We start from the raw sequence: 18,797 nt of genomic DNA, 5'->3' as shown, positions 1-18,797 counted from the left end.
AAGAACGAAAAAGCCGCTGAATCATGAACTGCTTGCCCGTTGAGTGTTGCTGAGCAGCATTCAGCAAGCACCTCTGGGTCGGCGCTGAGCCACTCTGGTAGGAACCAAGCTCTTGGAGCAGGGGCTTGAAAAAAAGCGGTTTTGTGTTTCGTAACCATCGATTTAACGGCCTCTGGGAATTGCTGCTGCGCTGAATCGGGTAAACTTCTACCTTTACCACGTTTATGGCCGAAAAAAGCAGCATTTTCGATATGATCGGGCCGGTAATGATCGGGCCGAGTTCTTCGCACACGGCGGGGGTGGTACGCATTGCGCGCGCCGCAATCCGCATTTTGGGCTCTGTGCCCACCCACGCGACCATCACGTTCTACAACTCCTTTGCCCGCACCTACGAAGGGCACGGCTCCGACCGCGCTATTGTGGCCGGCCTGTTGGGCATGCCCACCGATGATGTGCGCATTCGGGAGGCCTTTGACCATGCCAAGGAAGCGGGTTTGCAGTACACGTTTCAAAGTGTCGGCAACGCTTCTACCATGCACCCCAACACCATTAAGCTTCAGCTGCGTGATGAGCGCGCTGGCACCGCCGTTGAGGTTATTGGGCAGAGCCGCGGGGGGGAGTTATTCGCATTGTGGAAGTGGATGGCTTTCCGGCTGATTTTTCAGCCTCTCTGCACACGCTCATTATTGATGCCGATGACGTGCCGGGCTCCATTGCCTTTATTGCCTCAGTCATTGCCCACGATGAGTGCAACATTGCCACCATGTTTGTATCCCGGAAGGGTAAAAACGATGCCGCCCGGCAGTTCATCGAGATTGACTCTGGCCTGCGTGATATAACCCTGGAGTACCTCCGGCAGCTGCGGTGGGTACACCGGGTAACGTACATTCCAACCATTGAGTAAGGCAAGCAAGCTAATGGGTAAAATAGTCTGATTAGAGGCTGAATTGGGGCGGTTCGTTGATTTGCCCCCAGAGTGGCCTGGCGTTCCTATACCTTAGTGGCCTAGGCCACTGGCTACAATTATTTTAACCCTGTTTCCTGTAGGCAGGCAAGCATCACACTGTATGAAGCGTTTCTACTGGTTGTTACCCCTCTCGGCCGGCCTGCTAGCAACTCCGGCTGTAGCCCAGACTACTCCGCCCGCTCAGCCACCCGCGGGTAGCTTAGCGGCCACTGCGCCCACCGGCCCGTTTACCCTGCAACGCGCGATTGATTATGCCCTGCAGAACAACCTCACCGTTCGCCAGCAGCAGCTTACCTCGGAGCTACAGAATGCCACGTTGCGCCAAAGCCGGGCGGCGCTGCTGCCTTCCGCCAACCTATCCGGCACTCAAGCCTGGAACTACGGTACCAGCCTTGACCCCCTGACCAACGATTTCGTTAGTCAGACTATTCGGTCCAACAATTTCTCGGCAAATACCCAGGTAACGCTGTTTTCGGGCTTTCAGCTGCGCAACACCGTCAAGCGCAATGCCCTCGACTCGGAGGCCAGCAGCTTGGATATTGAGAAGTCGCGCAATGATCTGGCCCTAAACGTAGCCTCCGCCTTTTTGCAGCTGGTGCTGGCTGAGGAGCTGGTGCGTACCAATGAGGTGCGCGTAAACAGCACCGTGCAGCAGGTAGAGCGCACGCAAAAGCTGCTGAAGGCAGGCGCCATACCCGAAAGCAACCTGCTCGACATTCAGGCGCAGCAGGCCTCCGATGAGGTTAACCTGATTACCTCGCAGAACCAGCGTGATCTGGCCCGGCTTACGCTCGCCCAACTACTCAACCTGCCCTCACCCACAGGCCTAGCGATTGATGTGCCCGTGCTGGCCGATCCTGATGATCAGCCCCTGGTGGAGGCCGACCCCGATGGCACATTCCAAACGGCGCAGGGCCTGCTACCAGAAATCAAGGCTGCCGAGTTGCGCGTGCGCTCTGCTCAACGCAGCCTGGATATTGCCCGCGGAGGGTACTATCCGCGTCTGGCCTTCGGAGCTGGTATTTTCACTGGTTTCTCTTCGTCTCGCCTGGCTCGCGTATTCAACGGCGACTCAACCTCGGCCGTGCAGGTGCCCGTATTTCAATCAGGGCTAGGAGGACAGCCCATTCCATCACAGTATTTCCTGCTGCAGCCTAAGCAGGCTATTCCGGAGCTGCTGCCCTCCAGGTTTTCTCAGCAGCTGAAAGACAACCTGGGTAAGAGCCTGCAGTTCTCCTTGCAGGTTCCCATTCTCAATGGCCTCCAGACGCGAACGAGCGTGCAGCGGGCCCAGATAAACATTCAGCAACAGGAGCTGCGAGCTGAACAGGCTCGTCTCACGCTCCGGCAAAATATTCAACAGGCCTACGCGGATGCCATTGCGGCTCAGCGCCGCTACCTTTCATCTCGCCGCCAGACGGAAGCCCTCACCGCGGCCTACCGCAACGCCGAGATACGGTTTAACAATGGCTTGCTGAATGGCACAGAGTTTAACATCGCGAAAAATAACCTTACCGCCGCCGAGTCTACCATGATTCAGGCCAAGTACGAGTTCATCTTCCGCCGCAAAGTGCTCGACTTCTACCAAGGCCGCCCCATTGCCTTGTAAGGTCACGGGCTACACTTTCGGTCGGGAATAAAGCGGCTTGAAGTACGATTTTACTCTGGTAGCTCAGAACGGAGATACCAGACGACATTACTAAAGCGAAGCTTTGGTTTTGATAACGTAAGTCTCTACTAGATTAGCAGATAAATGAAAAATAACCGCGTACTGTACATTTTGCTGGGGATAGTGGTGCTGCTGCTGGTTGGCTATATTGTGGCGAAAAAGCAGGGCCTGATCGGTAAGCCTGCCGGCACGGAAGTACTAGCCGTTAAAGCCAGTCCGAACACTATTGTTGAAACGGTAAGCGCCTCGGGTAAGGTGCAGCCGGAAACGGAAGTGAAAATCTCACCCGACGTATCAGGTGAAATTATTGAGCTTAACGTGGAGGAGGGTGATTCGGTAAAGAAAGGCCAGCTGCTGCTGCGCATCCGCCCCGATAACTATCAGGCCATGGTGAACATGCAAACCGCTTCCGTGGGTACGCAGCGGGCTAACGTAGCCCAAACCCAGGCCCGGCTGCAGCAGTTGCTGGCAAATGCCAAGCAAACGGAGCTAACCTACCGGCGCAATGCTTCCCTCTATAAGCAGAAAGTAATTTCTCAGGCTGATTTTGAAGCCAGCAAAGCGGCCTACGAGGCTTCACAGGAAGAAATCAATTCGGCCCGGCAGAGCATTCGGGCGGCTCAAAGCAACGTGCAGAGCGCGCAGGCTTCCCTTGATGAAGCCCGCAAAAACCTAGACAAGACCACCATCTACGCGCCCGTTAGTGGCACCGTGAGCAAGCTCAACGTGAAGAAGGGCGAGCGGGTAGTTGGTACTTCGCAGATGGCAGGTACCGAAATTATGCGCATTGCCAACCTCAACAACATGGAGGTGCGCGTAAGTGTGAATGAGAATGACATTATCAACGTCAGCCTCGGCGACTCAGCCGACGTAGAGGTGGACAGCTATGCCAGCAAAAACCAGAAGTTTCGGGGCGTGGTGACTAGCATTGCCAACACGGCGAAAGATGCCCTCACGGCAGAAGCCGTTACGGAGTTTGAGGTGCGCATCCGTTTGCTGCCGGCTTCTTATCAGCAGCTGCTGCGCTCAGAGAAGGGGCGCGCGGTAGTGCCTTTCCGCCCGGGCATGACGGCCTCCGTTGATATCATCACGGAGCGCAAAGCCAACGTGCTAAGTGTGCCCCTAATGGCCGTGACTACCCGTTCCGACAGCGCCACTACTTCTGCTGAGGGCAAAGGCACCCCAGCCGTGCGTGTGAGCCGCGGCGGAGCAGGTACTTCCGCAGCAGACCAAACCAGTGTAAATGAGGAGCCGGTGGAACAGGTCGTATTCCTGATCCGGAATGGTAAAGCCGTTATGACGCCAGTGAAAACCGGCATCAGCGACCGGAACAACATGGAGGTTCTGAGCGGCATTCAGGCCGGCGACCAATTAGTGAGTGGCCCTTACCGCGCCGTGTCTAAAACCCTGAAAGATGGGGCCCCGGTGGTCATTAAGGATCTAAAGTCCCTAGATAAGTCAGCGCTGAAAGAAGATCAGGAGGAAGAAAATTAAGCCTTACCTAATACTGGCATTTGCCTGAGTAATTGCGCGCTAGGCCTATGCGAGAGGCCGCCAGTGCATCTAGCACTGGCGGCCTCTCGTTTTTTTTGGCTAAGATTGAAGGATTAGCAGATGCAGGCTGGCCTAGCGTAGGCTCGGCAGCTATGCCGTACTCTGTCAGGAGTTAGCTGAGCAGACACTGCTGGCGGTTTCTCTGCTTTTGTGACCACTTTATTATCCGAACTCAGCTTGGAAAAAATTGCCATGCTTGGCGGCGGCTCTTGGGCTACTGCACTCACCAAAATACTATCAGAAAACGGAGCACGCGTGGGCTGGTGGATGCGCAGTAAAGACGACGTGCAGCACCTGCTACGCACGCGCCACAATCCCCGCTACTTGTCCTCGGTAGCGCTTGATTTGGCGCGGGTGCATCCTACAACTGATTTAGAAGACGCCGTGCAGGAGGCTGATTGGCTGGTGCTGGCTGTTCCTGCGGCCTTCGTGCAGAGCACCCTTGATAAGCTGGACCGCGACTCTCTCAAGCACAAGCGAGTTATCTCGGCCATAAAAGGCATGATACCGGGGAAGAATGTGCTCGTGACCGATTACGTGGCCGAGCGGTTTCGCCTGCCGCATACCCGGTTGGGCGTGGTGGCCGGGCCTTGTCATGCCGAGGAGGTAGCGCTGGAGAAACAAAGCTACCTCACCATAGGCTCGCCCGATGCCGAGCTGGCAGAGGAATTCAGCTGCCTTTTGCGCAACCGGTATGTGAAAGCAAACCCCGCCCAGGACCTCGACGGTATTGAGTACTGTGCCGTTATGAAAAACATTATTGCGCTTACCTGTGGCATTGCCCACGGCCTGGGCTACGGTGATAATTTTCAGGCGGTACTAGTGTCGAATGCCGTGCAGGAAATGCGCCGCTTTGTACATGCCCTCAACCCACAGCCCCGCGACTTATCGGCTTCGGCCTATCTGGGTGACCTGCTGGTAACTGCCTACTCGCAATTCTCGCGCAACCGCACGTTCGGGAATATGATAGGCCGGGGCTACAGCGTAAAATCGGCGCAAATGGAGATGAACATGGTGGCAGAGGGGTACTATGCCGTTAAGAGCATTTATGAGCTGAATAAGAAGCTACAGGTGCCCATGCCCATTACTTCTGCCGCTTATCATGTACTGTATGAGAAAATCTCGCCGGCAGTAGAAATTGAGTTGCTCAAGGAAAGGCTGCGGTAAATGCTGCCAGGTTAGTTTATTGCGGGGTGTAGGCGTCTCTGCCAGCTTGCTGGTTTAGTACACGTTGCTGGCAGTGGCCTAAGACTGGCTCTCATATTCAGGTTAAGGTGTACAGCTATGCCTAGGCTGAAAGCAGGTTAGCTACTCTGCTGGTAACCAGGTAAACACCCGGTACGGAACAAAATGGCTGTTATCTCGTCTGGTATTACTACCACTCACTTACCGAAGACCGTATGGCAACCTGGGGCTACCACAATTTTGATAACGATGCGGCAGCTGATTTTTCTGCCAAATTTCGCGCAACGCATAGCCTGGCTCTGCTTTCAGAAGCACTAGCCGCCGCTGACTCTTCTGCTCCGCTGGAGGCTGAAATTGCCCAGGAAGCTTTAGCCGCCGCCGAAATTGTTGCGGCCCTAGTGGGTAAGCCCGGCCGCGACCTGCCCGCCGATCTGCTCCCCCTCACGGTGCAGCTTACTCCCGCTGAAGCCCCCAGCTTTAAGCGAATGGCCCGGGCGGCGGTGCAAACCATAGCCAAGCAGTCGGCGCTGCAGCAGCATTGGGCGAACAGCGATGATGCTCAAGCCTGGCAGGAGCTGCAGAAGGAAGTACTTGAGCGTTTGCAGTAAACCACGTTCTATGCATTGGCTTATTCTTGCGCTCCTCACGGCGCTTTTCCTGGCACTCTATAATTTCTTTATCAAGCTGGCGGCCGGCCATATTTCAGCGGCGGCGGGCGCAGTTATTTTACAGCTGGTAGCGGCTGGTTTGGGTAGCGTATGGCTGTTATGGCTGCGGTATAAAGGGCAGCCACTTGAAGTGAGTAGTACGGGAGTGGGCCTGGCCATGCTAGCGGGTGCAGGGGTGGGCTTAGCCGAAATTCTAACGTTCGTGGTTTTTGGCAGAGGGGTGCCCTCATCCGTAGGCACCCCAGTAATTGTGGGTGGCTCAGTGCTGCTTACGGCAGTCTTGGGCCTGGTTGTGTTGCGGGAAGCACTTACCTGGTCGCAAGCGCTGGGTTTAGTTAGTATTGTACTCGGTATAGGCCTGTTAGCGCGTGGGCACTAGGCTGAGCAGCTACTTGGCTGCGTTGTGAAGCGAGGAAGTATGTATACGCACCCATGCGCAAGCCGGAAAATCTCTTTTCCGGCTTGCGCATTTGGTTGTGGAAAGGGGACGGTCGAGGCTAAGTGGCGATGTGCTCCTTAGCCGGAGGGTGATACAAAAGTGCACCTATCCACAGGGGTAACCAAGGCCTAAATCCCGCAATTCGTGACATGCTATTCCAGCTGGTTTTAACAGCAGCCTGGCGATGTAAAAGGCGTTGAAGAGTAAAGAAACGCTACTTGAAGGCTGTATAATTTAGCCTTATTCACTTTTATCGTGACATAAGCATAACCCAACGTCACACTATTTTATCGGAATAATCTGGTTGAGTAAATTGCCAACTGAATTAGCTCAATAGAGGCAAGGACAGATAAATCAAATACTCGGTGTACTCATTCTCGAATGACACCATAGAAAGTTTGCCGCGGTAGCTCTTTGTTAGCAGGTCGTTACTCAGCGCTAGGCCTAGTGTGGCATCTGAAATACTATCCGTCGTTGGAAAGCGCTTGAATAAGGCCTGCTGTGTGGCTTCGGAATATCCAGCCCCATTATCACGCACGCAAATCTCCACTTCTGAATCAATTCGTTTAGTGGTGAGGGAGACCTGCGGAACATATTCTTCATCACCCTGGAGCAAACGCTGCTGAATGGAGGCAAAAGCCGTGGTATACACACCTGCCAAAGCTCGCCCCAAGTCCTGCCGAACTATATCCACCCAGCCTACTGCCGGATCAGGGTAGAGAAGCAAGGCCACGTTAAACAAGTGGCTTTTAGCTCGCATATCGTGGTACGTTAAGCGCAAATATTCCTCCGCAAGCTGGTTCAGGTTAGTAGCTTGCCTGGGTTGATTGCCTGCGTGCGAGTACTCCAACATGCCCCGCACAATTGACTCGGCCCGCTGGCTATGGTGCATAATCTTCTCCTGATTACGCCCAAGGTTCTGAAGCATCTCGTCGACTAGCTCTTTGTCATCGAGTGGTAAAACGGTTTGCGTGAGCTCCGTCTTTATTTCCTGGCACAGGTCAACGCTAATGGCGGCGTACTTTCGTACGCAACTAACCGGATTTTGAATCTCGTAGGCCACCCCAGCCATCAATTCCCCTAACGAGGCCATTCTTTCGCGTAGCACTAGCTGGCCTTGCGTAATCTTTAGCTCTTGGAGGGTGCGGGTTACACTATCGCGTTGCGCCAGGAGTTCTTCGGCCTGGTGGGTTACCTGTTCATTAAGGGCTCGCAGCCGTTGGTTGGCATGCTGCTGTTGTCGGTTGTTGCGCCAGAGTATGGTAACCAATAGGAGCAACCCACTAACCCCCGCAATGGCCGCTAGTAAGCGCACTCTGGCAGCATAGGCCACTTGCTCATCTTCCAACTGGCGCAGCCGTTGCTGTTCCGCAAAGCCAATTGCATCCAGCTGTTTGATACGCTGAGGGTTATACAGGCTATCCTGTGCCACTAGCATGATGCTCATATACTTGAGCGTACTATCCCCTTTATCTAGCTTCTTGAAGCTGTCCGTCAGCAAATTACTGCTACGCACTACGCCCAGCACATAGGGTAATGATTGGCTTAGCACCAGGGCCTTGCGGGCATAAATAATGCAGGAATCAAGCTGTCCGTTCTGTTGGTACAGCTCTGAAATATACTGATAGGAGCGGCAGGCACTGCGCAAGTCATTTTCGGGGCCCGCTACTTTCGCGCTTTGGCGGTAATAGGAAAGGGCTTCATGGGAGCGCTTGCGGGAAGCTTCTAACAGACCTAGCTCCCGTAACACGTAAGGGGCGGGGTTACCCCAGCAACTCCGGTGCACAGCGGGGGAGGTGCGCGTAAGCAGCCAGGCTTTATTAAGAAAGTAAGCCGCAGAGTCTAATTGACCCGTGCCCATATAGCTTGCTCCAATGTTTGTGAGCACGCTTACCACCTGAGATGGGTCACTGTTCGGGGCCGTGTCATACAAGTGCAGGGCCCTGAAATAGTAGCGCAGGGAAGGCTGATAATCTTCTAGAGCATAGTAAAGTAACCCTGTTTGATTGAGCGTGCGAGCTGTGCCCTCGGTATCATGCGAGGCTTCATTTAAGCTCAGAGCCTGTAAATCTACGCGCAGGGCTTGAGGCAAATTGCCACGTTCACTATGTAAAATGCCAAGACGAGACAAGCAACGCCCTTCACCTTTGGGGTAATCAATGCGTCGGGCCAGCGCCAACCCTTGCCGAGCATAGAACAACACAGAGTCGAACCGGGAGTAACGATAGGTGGCGCTTAGATCAGCCAGTAGTAGTACGCGGCTGGTATCAGCAGTAGCTGTGGATAAGGCAACGCGTATCCTTTTGGTCTGCGGGCTCTGGGCCTGTACAACATGGCTAAACCCTATTAGCAGGTTGATTACTAAAACTCTACATCCACATCGTATCATAAATGTGAATATAGCGCCTGCCCAGTGCTGATTGATAAATGTCTAGCCTAAAGTTTGTTCTCGTGATTCACAGGCACGTAAAGGTTGGTATTCTATATACTTGCTTATTTAATAGAAGGAATACCTTCTCCCGTCATGAGTAAGATAGCAAGCACAGAAAGTGCCGGTAACTGTGATAAGGTAGCGGGGCGGCAGACAGTAGGGAGCATAATTAAAGGCTTTATGATACAAAACTCTTCTTTATTCATTACTTCATAAAGGCACTGTTTAGCTGAATTGTGACAAGTAGTATTTTATCAATAAGTATAATTTATTTTATATTAAAGAGTGAGAGCTCTTCTGTTGAGAAACAGTAATAACTAATGCTGTGTTAAAGGCTGTAAATTTGTGACATGTAGTTTAACGATTATGCATAAGTAGATTATCATCTTTTTATCATGTTGACGGAGTATATTTGCTTATACCTATGCTTATTACTTAAAGCTCTCAGTATAGGTATTGCATGCCTATTGAAACAGAAAAAGCCTCGCTAACACCGGGGTTTTTTCGTATTCTATTATCTAGTAGCCAATTAGTACCTTGTTTTATATAATATATTGTTGTTTAGAGAGTTATGCTGATAAACTTTTGCCTATAAGCTTGTAGTTCGTAGCATTACGTAACCTATTATAAACGAACGAGGCGGCTCTGAAAAGAGCCGCCTCGTTTACATTTCTCTTCCAGTGACTAACCATTTCCAATGGAGACAGAGAAAGTAACGTTTAACTACCAGTTTTTAGCCTGATTAATTTCAAGTTAAAACAGCAGTCCAAGGAAGATAAGAGCGGTAGCGCCCCCTGTATTAGGCTCTACCGCTCCAGACTGTCATTTTCTCACAAAATCGAGTCCTTATCTAAATGCAATATTAGTGGAAAATTACAAGAAAGTAGTGGTTTGGATAACATGAATATTACAAGTTTGCTAAAAAAACCTCCGGTTCTTACATAACCAATAGAAGTTGTCTTTACGTACCACTTTAAGCAACATAGAAGCCAGGAAAGAGTGTAACGCCAACGCTAAGAGTAAGAACGCTAAGAGTAAGAATGAAATGCCTGATGCTAGCATAGCCTGACGCATCTCTCGTCCCAGTGTACCATACAGACATACAGGTTGTGCTGTTGAGGTACGTGAGTACGACACACAGGTATGCGTTAATAGTTCGAAAGGCAAGAACCAGTTGCGACCTGAGCCGGATCAATGAACCAGATATACGGCTCCGCTAGATTAGTACAATAAACTCTTGGGCTTAGGTGTAGTATGCCGGAGAATGGGCATGTACGCATGACAATAGCGGGGAAGGCATAACTCTAATTAAGTTGGGTTTGTGCGCACCAACATATGGCTGCACCACCTAAAATCGGAGTTGCCAACTGTTGTAGTTAATACTTATTCGTCAGCTTTCTGGGACTTGAAGAGTGATTGTGCACTTATTTGTTGTCTCCTTACGTTAGCCCTGGTATGTCGACTTCAGTTAAACGCTCCCGTCCCCGTAAAGCCAGCGAAGAAGCTGCGCCGGTACTATCTCATGCCGATCAACTCCAGGCTTTGCAAAAGCGGGAGGAAGGCAAAACGGTAATGTACAAGCAAGATGCGTGGGGCCACATTGAAACGCGCTTCGTGCGCACCCAAAATGTTAAAGCTTGGGAAGAGAAAGGATTTTTCGTGCGATAAGCGAATGCCTAGTCTACTGGCCTAGCAAAACCACAGCCCCGACCTACCAGAGGCCGGGGCTGTTTCTTATTAGTAAACTTGCTTCTACCGGAACATCCGCTGTTACTGGGTGGCAACTTCGGGGCGGGCTGTCTGCTGAGCTAAGTTCAGGTCCATGTACAGGATGTTCCAAAGGTGGCCATCGAGGTCCTGGAAGTTGCGGTCGTACATGAATTCCATTTCGTTTTGCGACTGCTGCGGCACAGGTTTTCCCCCGGCTGCTACGGCCGCATTGGCAATTCGGTCTACTTCCGCGCGGCTGTCAGTTGATAAACAGAGAATAGCTTCGTTGGCCTGGTGGGCATTTACCAGCGGCTTGCCCGTAAATGTCTGGAAAAAGGACTCCACTAGTAGCATTACGGAGATAGTGTCGCTAATTATCATGCAAGTGCCCTGTTCGTTGGTATACTCTGCATTGAAGCTAAACCCCAACTGGGTGAAGAAAGCTACTGAAGCGTTTAGATTTTTGACGGGCAAGTTGATAAAAATACTAGTTGCCATGTGAGTAATGAGGTAGTGGGTACACAGCAAAAGTAGCAGCCAAATAGGCCATAGAACGACGCTGAATGCGTCAACTTGCGGGGGGTATTACGACAAGTTCTTCGGCAACCTAACAGTGGCCTAGCGCAGCAACCTTTGCTTCTGTTGCTTGAGCCCTTAGGCAGTGAGTACGCCCTGCTCGTGAAAGCGCTGCAGCTTGCTCAGCTCGTCGGCTACCGAGAGAGGTGCCGTTCTCCCCTTTTGTGGACAAAACCAGCGCCATAGTTGTGAAGACCCCATTGCGCTTGTTACCATTCTTGCCGTTCAGTTTGACTTCTTCTACCAGCCAGGTGCAGAGCTCTTCCAGTGGGTGGCAGCGGCCATGAGCATCGGGCTGAAACTCCTGTGGTAGGCGGTTTATTAAGCCCTGTTAATTGCTGAGCGTTTTGGCTGCTAGGCGCGCCCGATAGGCAGAGTTCTAGTCGGCATAGACCGGCCAGAGTACGGGCCGTAGCGGGAGCGTCTACTAGCTTCGGGGCAGCAGGCTTGCCGCTTGGTAGGCTCGACGAGTTGCAGTTGAGAAAGTAGCCCGTCCGCGGTGATAATAGTGCCGTCGAGTTCAGCCTGCTCAATTATGCGGCCAGCATTGCGCTCCAGATCAGCTAGCTTATTGTTGGCCTTAGCATGTCCGGTTTCAGCGGATTTGATCCGCTGCTTATCCTCGTTTCAGTTACGGGGATGGCAACTCTGTCTCGAGGAGGTGCGCAGGCGCGATTCAGGCTCCCTTGCCGCCGCTCCGCGACTTCAGCGAATATCCACGCAAATGAGCCGATTGCCAACAGTGCGCGCGTAGGTGTGCAGATAAAAACGAATTGGTATAGTAAGGTAACAAAGGTAACAAAATGGATAGCCAAGGTAGCAAATTGCTAATAGTTGTAGTTAGTGGTTAAAGCAAAATATAAAGGAATAGGATAAAAATACGTGCTGACACTGATTGATTTAATATTAAAGCGCGTGAATATTTGCTTGGTCTTTCATTATCCCAGCTTACACCAAGACAAGCTGCTTCGCCATGGTGTAAGGTTTTAGTCACTGTAACCTTACATAGTTATGAAAACAAGATACTTACTGCTCGTGCTTCTACTTAGTTGCATGCCTGCTTACGCGCAAAATACGGATGTAGGGTTAAGGCGGGTACTAACGGATTTGGACAAGCTTAATGCCACAGCTAAACGAGATATTGAGAAGTTGGATAAGTTGGCTGAAAACCCATTTGCAAAGCAGATGGTTACAAGTCGGGCTTTTTCCAAATTGATCTATAAAGACCAGCAGTCCATTGGAGGCAGTATTATCCGGGAAGGAAAAGTCATTGGCTTCAATGCCACCGTAGAAGAAAGTGCTGTGACAGTAAATGGAGGCACTCCGGTGTACTGGAAAAAGGTGGCATTTCAGGCCAACCTACGGGGTAGTTCTGAGGACGGGTTCGTCAACGTGTTTTCCGATGGTGATTACCAGAAAACCTTGAGTATAGGGGGAACCGTGCTGCTGTTTTTGCCCTGGAACAAATCCCGTTACATGGAAGCCGAACGGCTGCGTTTACATAGCGAATTACGCACCAAGCGCTTCCAGAACGAGGGACAATTCGCGGCGCAATTTCCCGGACAAACCGGTAATAGCAAGAAGTGGGCAACGCCTACGGTACCTAATGACGAGGCTACATGGAAAGTGACCCAAAGTGCTTTGATCACTGATTTTATTAACAAACGTACCGCGTTTCACATGACCGGTTTGCGAGGTGATGCGGATTGGATAAAGCGATTCTATAAGGATGAGCTAACTGATGCCGAAGCCAAAGATCCCGTTGCGAGGAGCAGTTACAGGGCATATCTGCTTGCTGAGCAGCAAATAAAGCAGATCCTTTCGGCTAACTGGCCTGCGTGGGGCAAAAAGAAAGAAGATGAGTATATCAGAGACAGCCTGCAGACGAATTTAGATAGATATCTACAGGTCCGCTACCGGCAGGATACCTACCGAAAGTATAAGCAGAGTCTGGCCCTGTATGATACCGTTCAAGCGAAGTCAACGTGGTCGCACCGGTACCGAAACTGGTTTAGCCTGAAGGCTTCTTACAATAATGCCAAGCAGCCCCTATTCGATCCTACGCTACCTGATAAGGCTTACAAGCGCACATATGATGATGAGTATGGAGAATTTCAAGTAGCCTTTAACCACTTAGCAATTCACACGAAAAGCAAAAACTACGTGTCGGCGGGAGTGGGTATTAGCAATAAGCTGGACTTTATAAAAGACAACCAGCGCACGTACCAGGTCACCACGCAGCAGCCCAACGGTACGGGATTCATCGAAGTCGTCAAGCAAAGCACGGCGTACCCGGAACTACCTAAGGAGGTTACCGTCAAAACGGTGCAGTTGCAGGCTGCTACATACTGGACGAAGACAATTGGTGTTGACCTGAGCTACAAGGGCAAATTTGCGAAGGACTACACAGATAAGAATGAAGCCTACCTGGGCGTGTTTTTCCCAATCAATGCTGGCGAATCTACTCTTTTATTTATGCCCCAGCTGAAGTGGGCGGATGTGAAGGAACCGAAGCCTTGGTCATTTGGCTTCAACCTCTCGGCATCCCTACCCGGTTTCGTGACTAAGGACAAGTAAGCGCAACTTGATTTATATCATCGCCAAAGTTTAACTCAGTACCGAGATAGAAGTAGAAATACGTGCTGGCACGGATGGCACTGGAGCGAGATTAATGAGAGCTTTAACCTAGATACGGAACCAGCCTTCTTAACTTACTTCGTTGCTTATGCCTACTTCGCCCACTAGAGTCACCAATAGCTTGTACATGCAATGCATAGTTGATCAAAATGTTCCAGCAGCATACGTTCCGGTGTTGCAGAACCAAGTGGCGGCAATCTGTCAGGCGAGTGGTATGCCGGGCTTACAGAGTCAGATCGTAGCCAATCCACTCGTATTTGCGATCCAGGAGATTCGCTACACGGTGCATCCGCAGGGCGTGTTGGTACAACTAGGGTTGAATGTAGTGTACCGCCCTGATAGCGGCACAAGTAAGAGTGAGGCTTCTGCCATTGTGTTGCCCAGCCCGGAGAAATCACTGGACCCTGCTGATGCGTCGTCGGATACACCATAATCCATCTCCTTTGGCCTAGATGTACTATGCGTGCACTAACAAGCTGCTCCGACCTTCTGACGTGACGGTCGGAGCAGCTTGTTAGTGCTTACAAACGGGTTGACTTTAGCGCAGCAACCGCTGTTTCTGTTGCTGGGACTCTCACGCAGTTGGTGAAGCTTACTTAGTTCACAGGATACTTAGAAGAAATCTATTCAACAAAAAACGCCTTGCAAATCAATGATTTACAAGGCGTTAATTTACCTATGAGCCTCCTGTCGGGATCGAACCAACGACCTACTGATTACAAGTCAGTTGCTCTACCAGCTGAGCTAAGGAGGCGTTTAAGTGGTGCAAAACTACATACGGAATTGATATTCTCAAGCGCTTCCTGAAAAAAAGTGTCCCTACTTTATCCTTTCAAGGTTTAAAAATGATGGAAGCTTCTGATTATTTGGCAAGTGCGTTTATCCTTGCAGGCGTAATTTTTTTCTATTTGTTTGACATAGCCTATGAATGCATAGACTCTAGGCATTCACCACGTGCACTCAAAAAGCAAAGCCGGCTGAAACAGATGTTTCAGCCGGCTTTGCTTTTTAGCTATGCTCTTTAACTACGCACCATGCGAAGCTGCTTTTTCAAAGTGTCAATTCGAGCCTGCGCCTCGTCGATACGGCCCTGATATTCTTCCCGGAGCTGGCCGGCGTTTTTAGAACGCGCAAAAAACTCAAGGTTTGTTCTCAGCGTGGAAATATCATTTTCAAGCTCATTGATTTCGCGCCGTAGTAACTGCTCCTTTTTGTAGAGTTGTTGTTGGGCATCAGGGGCCAGTTTGAGGCGCTCTATTTGTAAAGTAAAGAGCAGCTCAGTGCGCTCAGCGTAGGATAACCCCGGTACTGCGTCCAGGTATTTGGCCATTAACGCCTGGAATTTCTCTTCGGTGCGCTCACTTCCCCGCGAGGTGCCGCTATCAAAGTTACGCCACTCAGTCACGAGCTGCCGGAAGCCCTCCAGGGTACCGGGGGTGTCGGCTGAAAGTGCTGCTACCGTTTCGGCCACTGAATCTAAGTGCTGCACCTGCTCACGGCTAGCCTGTTGCACTTGCTGCTCCCGCTGCCGAACCTCTTCCTTCTTACGATCAAAAAAGGAGTCACAGGCCGTGCGGAAACGGTTCCAGACTTTGTCTGACTGCTTCTCTGGTACGCGACCGATAAGTTTCCACTCTTTCTGCAAACGGATTACGGTCTCCCGCGCATCCTCCCAGTTGGGGCTTTGCAGAGCGGCCTCGGCTTGCTCACACAAGTCAAGCTTGCGCTTGAGGTTGGCATTCTTCTCCTCATCAAGTGCCTTAAAGAACTGATTTTTGCGCTGGAAAAATCCTTTATAGGCTCCCCAGAACTGCTTGTTCATCTGCTCGGCTTTCTCGCGAGGAACCAGCCCAGCAGCGTCCCATTCTTCTTTCAGCTTCTGCAGCTCATCGGTTTTGGAACGCCATTCGTTCACCCGATCCGTTTGAAACTCCCCGAATGGCTGCAACTGTGCTAAAAGGGCAGTTTTACGTTCCAGGTTGGCATTTTCCTGAGCAGAGCGGGTTGAAAGAAACTCCTTCTTACGGTCATGTACTTTCTCGGAGGCTAGCAAAAAGCGCTGCCAAAGAGTTTCGCGGTGCTCATTTGGCACGGGGCCAATGTGCTTCCATTCTTCGTGTAGTTGACGGAGCTCCTGCAGGGCCTTATTAATACTTGGCTGCTGCTGTAATGCCTCCGCCCGCGTGATTAAGACTTCCTTGGCTTCCTGGTTGCGCCGCCGGTCCAGTTCTTTCATCTCGAAGAACAGACCCCGGTTATTGTAAAAAATATCTAGCAGGGCGTGGTAGTTATTCCACAGCTCCTGCGTGTCTTTCTGTGGCACTGGGCCTGTTGCCTTCCAGTCGTTTTGCAGGGCTTTAATGCGAGTAGAGCTGTCCTTGGTTTCAGCTGATTCTACTAATTGACGAAGCTGAGAGAGGAGATATTGCTTGTGAGCCAGGTTTTTGGCGCGCTGCTCATCCTCCGCCTTGGCATCGCGCACGCGGCTGTCTCGGAACTCCTGAAAGGACTTGGTTAGCTCCTGGTAGCCGCTAGGCCCGGTATAGGCAACATCATCCGTATCGTTGCTCGCGGGTTGGCTTGCGCGCTGACGCGCAGCAGCCCGGTCATTCTGAATATTAGTATCGTACTGGCGATACAAGTCAAAAATCTGTTTGCGGTTCTGTCGGGCGTCGGGGCGTTGCAGCAGTGACTGCAGATACGCGGTCTGAGCTGTTAAGTCAAGGCTGGCAAAGTCTGGGGCAGTCGCTTCGGGGACGTACTCTTCCTCCTCGTCGGTAGCAGCGGCATCAGACGAGGTATGCAATGAAGCCACGGCCGGGGCTTGTTCTAATGCTGCGTCCAGATTCTCGCCAAGCGTTACCTCTACCACGGGTTTCACGTGCGGAGCTTCTGGTTCAGGAGCCTCCTCTTGACTAGCATCAGGGCTGGGTTCCGTAGTGCCGTAATGGGCCAGGGACCGGGCCTCGCCGGCAGAATGGACTGTTCCTGTCGTTCCCGTGGGGATATGAGTCGCGGATTCAGCGGCGGCGGTTTCTTCGGGTGAGGGCGTTGCTTCAGCAGGGCCATTGCCGCTGGGCTCATTTGTATCGGCTGCTACAGTGTGGCTGGGTTGCTCACTGTCGGTTTCAGGAACAATGGGGGCTGCCGGAACATTGTTTACCGCGCCGGAAGGCTCAGCGGGAGGGGCAACGGATTCATTGGCCGGATCCTGCTTGGCGCTGATTTCAGCCAAGCGACGCTCCAGAATGCTCATTGGCGACTCTGAATCATCATTGGCGTTTGTGGGGGCGGTGTTATCGTTTTCAGGTAGCATAAGATTCAAGGGAGATAGGCCCGGAGGCGGGCAGTGGGCGCGATTAATTCAGACGAGGGTCTGTGGGGTAATTGGACAACATACGGAAGCGGCCCCCTTTTTCACGCAAGATTGACTGCCAGAAGGCATCGTTATCCAAAGTAAATACTTTCCCGGCAGCATTGGGATGCACAATCCAAACATTTTCCTTCACTTCTTCAGCAAGTTGCCCAGCTGTCCAGCCAGAATATCCTACGTACATACGCACATCTTCCGTGGGCGATGGATCAGTTTGCAACTCCTCCATCAGCTGCCGAAAATCACCTCCCCAATAAATATCCTGGCCTAGGGCCACAGCGTTTGGTAAATTGGCACGGCGGTGCACATAGTGAAGCGTATCGGGCTGCACGGGGCCACCCAGGCCTAGCGGCAGACGCGCGAGCGGGAGGGCATCACCACCGGGTAGTTCCAGCACGTCGCCCAACTGCAACGACGCCGGCCGGTTTAAAACCAACCCAAAAGAGCCCTCGTCATCGGAGTGGCTACAGATGAGTACTACGGTTCGCTCGAAGTTAGGGTCGCCGAGAAAGGGCTGAGAAATCAGCAAACTACCAGATCGAATGCGTGGCATTGGAGAAGGTGATTGGTTGAAAGAAGGCAGAGGGGAACGAAGAGAGCGGGTCAGAAAGTGCCGAAAAGCAAAGCGAGACTAGCGCTTCCTGCAGCCCGAACCGGAGCGGTATGTTTATGAGAAGAGTACGTTGGGCAGGGGGGCACAGGTTCCGTTTGCCGGTTGTATTGTACTACCTTGCAGTCTTACTAAGGCGCATTGCCCTTTTTTAGGTACTATCCGGGCTACTGAACAGGCCTACGAAATCTACCAACCACTAGTATAAGGGCTTTGCGCCGGTCTCGTATTTTTGCGGCGGTTGTATCCTTCTCAATGGCAACTAAAGCTTGCTGCTGCTGTTGGCCTTTACTATTGCTCTCACTCCTTTATAGCCTGCCTGCATGATTGACCCCCAGCTTGCTGATCTGCGCAAAACATACGCCCAACGTACGCTCACCGAAGCCGATGTGCAGCCAGACGCAGTTCGTCAGTTTCGGGCGTGGCTGGATGAGGCCATGAGCGCGCAGGTAGAGGAGCCAACGGCACTGACGCTGTCGACGGTTAGCGAAGCCGGACAGCCCTCCGCCCGGGTGGTGCTGCTGAAAGGGCTGCCTGATGATGCGGGTTTTCTATTCTTCACCAACTACAACTCCCGTAAAGGGCAAGAGCTGGCCACGGGTGCCCTGGCGGCCATGACGTTCTTCTGGCCCGCCCTGGAGCGGCAGGTGCGTGTGGAAGGCCGCGTGGAGAAAGCCCCCGAAGAATTATCGACTGAGTATTTTCAGAGTCGGCCGCGGGGTAGTCAGATTGGCGCGTGGGCATCGCCGCAAAGCCAGCCTATTAAAAGCCGGGAAGAGTTGGAACAGCGGGAGCATGAGATAGAGGCCCGCTTCTCTGAGCAAAACCCCTTGCCTCGGCCGCCGCACTGGGGCGGATACATTCTGCGGCCCCAGCGCATTGAGTTTTGGCAGGGCAGGCCCAGCCGGCTGCACGACCGGATAGTGTATGAAATTCATGAGCAAGGCTGGTCCATCTCTCGCCTGGCACCCTGAGGAA

General features: G+C 52.0%; 13 protein-coding genes, 1 tRNA gene and 1 pseudogene. 10 read left to right on the top strand and 5 right to left on the bottom strand.

Annotated features, from left to right (window positions below; translation table 11 throughout):
• Positions 1-224 precede the first annotated feature (224 nt).
• The 6 genes and pseudogenes from sdaAB to HMJ29_RS17755 all read left to right on the top strand — a co-directional run bounded on the left by sdaAB (position 225) and on the right by HMJ29_RS17755 (position 6,422).
• Positions 225-904, top strand: a pseudogene (gene sdaAB / locus HMJ29_RS17780) (L-serine ammonia-lyase, iron-sulfur-dependent subunit beta).
• Positions 905-1,067: 163 nt separating this feature from the next.
• A complete protein-coding gene (locus tag HMJ29_RS17775) occupies positions 1,068-2,576 on the top strand; it encodes a TolC family protein (protein WP_171592754.1) in 1,509 nt (502 codons plus the stop codon).
• Positions 2,577-2,720: 144 nt separating this feature from the next.
• Complete coding sequence (locus HMJ29_RS17770; RefSeq protein ID WP_171592753.1) at positions 2,721-4,130, top strand: efflux RND transporter periplasmic adaptor subunit; 1,410 nt, start codon at positions 2,721-2,723, stop codon at positions 4,128-4,130.
• A gap of 237 nt (positions 4,131-4,367) precedes the next feature.
• On the top strand, positions 4,368-5,357 hold the full coding sequence (locus tag HMJ29_RS17765) for an NAD(P)H-dependent glycerol-3-phosphate dehydrogenase (RefSeq protein ID WP_317241770.1): 990 nt from the start codon (positions 4,368-4,370) through the stop codon (positions 5,355-5,357).
• A gap of 233 nt (positions 5,358-5,590) precedes the next feature.
• Positions 5,591-5,983: a DUF4259 domain-containing protein gene (locus tag HMJ29_RS17760; protein ID WP_171592752.1), complete on the top strand. Its 393-nt coding sequence runs from the start codon at positions 5,591-5,593 to the stop codon at positions 5,981-5,983.
• 10 nt (positions 5,984-5,993) lie between these two features.
• The gene (locus HMJ29_RS17755) at positions 5,994-6,422 is read left to right on the top strand and encodes an EamA family transporter (RefSeq protein ID WP_171592751.1); all 429 of its coding nucleotides are present in this window, start codon (positions 5,994-5,996) and stop codon (positions 6,420-6,422) included.
• A 385-nt stretch (positions 6,423-6,807) separates the two neighbouring features.
• Here HMJ29_RS17755 and HMJ29_RS17750 read toward each other — a convergent pair whose 3' ends face one another.
• Complete coding sequence (locus HMJ29_RS17750) at positions 6,808-8,574, bottom strand: ATP-binding protein (RefSeq protein WP_171592750.1); 1,767 nt, start codon at positions 8,572-8,574, stop codon at positions 6,808-6,810.
• A gap of 1,794 nt (positions 8,575-10,368) precedes the next feature.
• Here HMJ29_RS17750 and HMJ29_RS17745 point away from each other — a divergent pair.
• Positions 10,369-10,581 (top strand): hypothetical protein, encoded by a 213-nt coding sequence (locus HMJ29_RS17745; protein ID WP_171592749.1) that lies wholly within the window; start codon positions 10,369-10,371, stop codon positions 10,579-10,581.
• A 102-nt stretch (positions 10,582-10,683) separates the two neighbouring features.
• Here the strand turns inward: HMJ29_RS17745 and HMJ29_RS17740 are convergent, their stop codons facing one another.
• Positions 10,684-11,121 (bottom strand): VOC family protein, encoded by a 438-nt coding sequence (locus HMJ29_RS17740; protein ID WP_171592748.1) that lies wholly within the window; start codon positions 11,119-11,121, stop codon positions 10,684-10,686.
• 1,131 nt (positions 11,122-12,252) lie between these two features.
• Here HMJ29_RS17740 and HMJ29_RS17735 point away from each other — a divergent pair.
• Together HMJ29_RS17735 and HMJ29_RS17730 are read left to right on the top strand one after the other, a co-directional pair.
• Positions 12,253-13,776, top strand: coding sequence for a hypothetical protein (locus tag HMJ29_RS17735; RefSeq protein ID WP_171592747.1), 1,524 nt, complete (start codon positions 12,253-12,255; stop codon positions 13,774-13,776).
• Between the two features lie 148 nt (positions 13,777-13,924).
• Positions 13,925-14,269, top strand: coding sequence for a hypothetical protein (locus HMJ29_RS17730; protein ID WP_171592746.1), 345 nt, complete (start codon positions 13,925-13,927; stop codon positions 14,267-14,269).
• Positions 14,270-14,517: 248 nt separating this feature from the next.
• On the opposite strand, the gene HMJ29_RS17725 is transcribed toward HMJ29_RS17730, so the two are convergent.
• From HMJ29_RS17725 to HMJ29_RS17715, 3 genes are all read right to left on the bottom strand, one after another.
• Positions 14,518-14,590: transfer RNA gene (locus HMJ29_RS17725), tRNA-Thr, on the bottom strand.
• A gap of 267 nt (positions 14,591-14,857) precedes the next feature.
• The gene (locus HMJ29_RS17720; RefSeq protein WP_171592745.1) at positions 14,858-17,152 is read right to left on the bottom strand and encodes a DUF349 domain-containing protein; all 2,295 of its coding nucleotides are present in this window, start codon (positions 17,150-17,152) and stop codon (positions 14,858-14,860) included.
• A gap of 43 nt (positions 17,153-17,195) precedes the next feature.
• Positions 17,196-17,762: a YqgE/AlgH family protein gene (locus tag HMJ29_RS17715; RefSeq protein ID WP_171592744.1), complete on the bottom strand. Its 567-nt coding sequence runs from the start codon at positions 17,760-17,762 to the stop codon at positions 17,196-17,198.
• Between the two features lie 380 nt (positions 17,763-18,142).
• Here HMJ29_RS17715 and pdxH point away from each other — a divergent pair, with 380 nt between their 5' ends.
• Positions 18,143-18,793 (top strand): pyridoxamine 5'-phosphate oxidase, encoded by a 651-nt coding sequence (gene pdxH / locus HMJ29_RS17710; RefSeq protein WP_171592743.1) that lies wholly within the window; start codon positions 18,143-18,145, stop codon positions 18,791-18,793.
• The last annotated feature ends 4 nt before the right edge of the window (positions 18,794-18,797 follow it).

The organism is Hymenobacter taeanensis (assembly GCF_013137895.1).
Taxonomy (GTDB): Bacteria; Bacteroidota; Bacteroidia; order Cytophagales; family Hymenobacteraceae; genus Hymenobacter; species Hymenobacter taeanensis.
This window is presented reverse-complemented; position numbering and strand designations above follow the sequence as displayed.

Bases quoted from the DNA above. Each gene is read 5' to 3' on its own strand.
- HMJ29_RS17775 (WP_171592754.1), top strand. From the start codon at position 1,068: ATGAAGCGTTTCTACTGGTTGTTACCCCTCTCGGCCGGCCTGCTAGCA.
- HMJ29_RS17770 (WP_171592753.1), top strand. From the start codon at position 2,721: ATGAAAAATAACCGCGTACTGTACATTTTGCTGGGGATAGTGGTGCTG.
- HMJ29_RS17760 (WP_171592752.1), top strand. From the start codon at position 5,591: ATGGCAACCTGGGGCTACCACAATTTTGATAACGATGCGGCAGCTGAT.
- HMJ29_RS17755 (WP_171592751.1), top strand. From the start codon at position 5,994: ATGCATTGGCTTATTCTTGCGCTCCTCACGGCGCTTTTCCTGGCACTC.
- HMJ29_RS17745 (WP_171592749.1), top strand. From the start codon at position 10,369: ATGTCGACTTCAGTTAAACGCTCCCGTCCCCGTAAAGCCAGCGAAGAA.
- HMJ29_RS17740 (WP_171592748.1), bottom strand. From the start codon at position 11,121: ATGGCAACTAGTATTTTTATCAACTTGCCCGTCAAAAATCTAAACGCT.
- HMJ29_RS17735 (WP_171592747.1), top strand. From the start codon at position 12,253: ATGCCTGCTTACGCGCAAAATACGGATGTAGGGTTAAGGCGGGTACTA.
- HMJ29_RS17730 (WP_171592746.1), top strand. From the start codon at position 13,925: ATGCCTACTTCGCCCACTAGAGTCACCAATAGCTTGTACATGCAATGC.
- HMJ29_RS17720 (WP_171592745.1), bottom strand. From the start codon at position 17,152: ATGCTACCTGAAAACGATAACACCGCCCCCACAAACGCCAATGATGAT.
- HMJ29_RS17715 (WP_171592744.1), bottom strand. From the start codon at position 17,762: ATGCCACGCATTCGATCTGGTAGTTTGCTGATTTCTCAGCCCTTTCTC.
- pdxH (WP_171592743.1), top strand. From the start codon at position 18,143: ATGATTGACCCCCAGCTTGCTGATCTGCGCAAAACATACGCCCAACGT.